At 72.0% G+C, this 1,654-nt stretch carries 3 protein-coding genes; all 3 read right to left on the minus strand.

Going from position 1 to position 1,654, the window contains the following annotated elements; all coding sequences use genetic code 11:
- Positions 1-345 (minus strand): acyl-CoA dehydrogenase family protein (locus ABD308_RS10525; protein ID WP_344331396.1); only part of this gene is annotated, 345 nt, incomplete at its 3' end.
- Positions 338-619, minus strand: coding sequence for an acyl carrier protein (locus ABD308_RS10530; RefSeq protein WP_344331398.1), 282 nt, complete (start codon positions 617-619; stop codon positions 338-340). The genes ABD308_RS10525 and ABD308_RS10530, both read right to left, overlap by 8 nt.
- 22 nt (positions 620-641) lie before the next feature.
- A complete protein-coding gene (locus ABD308_RS10535) occupies positions 642-1,511 on the minus strand; it encodes a 3-hydroxyacyl-CoA dehydrogenase family protein (protein ID WP_344331401.1) in 870 nt (289 codons plus the stop codon).
- Positions 1,512-1,654: the final 143 nt, after the last annotated feature.

Below are 1,654 nucleotides of genomic sequence, written 5' to 3' on the forward strand. Positions count from 1 at the left end.
GAAGCCGACCGCCGCCAGTCCGCCGCCGGTCAGCCGGGGGAGGTGGGCGGCCGACTGCTCGGCGGTGCCCAGGCGCTGGATGGTCCATGCCGCCATGCCCTGGGAGGTCATCACGCTGCGCAGCGAGCTGCACAGGCCTCCCACATGGGCGGTGTACGCGCCGCTGTCCGTGCTGCTGAGCCCCCAGCCGCCGTACTGCTCCGGGACTTCGGCGCACAGTCGGCCCTCGGCGCCCAGTTCGCGGAGCAGGGCCGGCGGGATGAGGCCGGTCCGGTCCCACTCCCCCGCCAGGTCGCCGACGCGCAGGGTGACGGAGGTCATCGCGCTGCTCAGGTCATCACCCATGCTGGCCCCCGGCGGCGGGCACCCGGAGCCGCTCCACCAGCTCCGCCATCCGCCGCACGGTGCGGAAGTTGTCCAGCCGCAGGTCCGCGCCGCGGACGGCGATGGCGTAGGTCTTCTCCAGGTGCACCACCACCTGCATGGCGAAGAGGGACGACAGGCCGCCGGCGCCGAACAGGTCGGTGTCGGCGTCCCAGGCGGTTCCGGTGCGTCCTTCCAGGAATCCCAGCAGTTCCTTCTCCAGGTCGTTGGTGTTGGGCGTGTTCGCTGCGGTCATGGCCGTCTCCTCGTCGGGGTGATCAGGTGTAGTCGTAGAAGCCGCGCCCGGACTTGCGGCCCAGCCGGCCCTCGCGGACCAGCCGGAGCAGCAGTTCCGCGGGGCGGCAGCCGTCGTCGCCGGTGCGTTCGTGGAGCACGGTGAGGGAGTCGACGAGGTTGTCGATGCCGATCAGGTCCGCGGTGCGCAGCGGGCCGGTGGGGTGTCCCAGACAGCCCTGCATCAGGGCGTCGACGTCCTCGGCGCTCGCCGTTCCCTCGTCCACCACCCGGGCCGCGTCGTTGATCATCGGGTGCAGGATGCGGCTGGTCACGAAGCCGGGTGCGTCCCGGACCACCACCGCCCGCCGCCGCAGTGCCGTGAGCAGGGCCGCCACGGCCGCCATCGCGGGGTCCCCGGTCCTGGCGCCGCGGACCACCTCGGCGGTTCCGATCAGGTAGGGCGGGTTCATGAAGTGGGTGCCGACCAGTTCCTCCGGCCGTTCCAGGGCCCCGGCCAGTTCGTCGACGGGGATGGAGGAGGTGTTGGTGATCAGCAGGGTTCCGGGCCGGACCAGTCCGGAGACCTCGGACAGGACAGCGGCCTTGATCGTGGCGTTCTCGGTGACCGCCTCGACGACGGCGGTGGCTCCGGCGGCGGCCTTGAGCGAGGTGCCGGTGGCCAGGGTGCCGAGGGGCGTCCCGGCGGGCAGGGCGCCCATCAGTTCGGCCAGCCGGAGTTCGCCGTCGATCAGGTCCGCGGCTCGGTCGAGCCGTTCCCGGTCGATGTCGACCAGGTGGACCGGCAGGCCGTGTCCGAGGGCGAGGACGGTGATTCCGACGCCCATCACCCCGGCTCCCAGCACGGTGAGGGCATGTCGCGGGGGGAAATCGTCGTACGGGGCTGTGGTCAACGGGTTCTCCTTCGTCTTCACAGGGCATCGGGGGTGCCGAGGGTGGTGCCGAGCCAGGCGGCGACGGCGTCGCCGGTGGTCGCGACATGCTGTTCCATGATCGAGAAGTGGTCTCCGGGAACGTCGGCGACGGCGTCGGGGCC

Origin of the sequence: Kitasatospora putterlickiae (genome assembly GCF_039527695.1) — a bacterium.
GTDB classification, from domain to species: Bacteria; Actinomycetota; Actinomycetes; order Streptomycetales; family Streptomycetaceae; genus Kitasatospora; species Kitasatospora putterlickiae.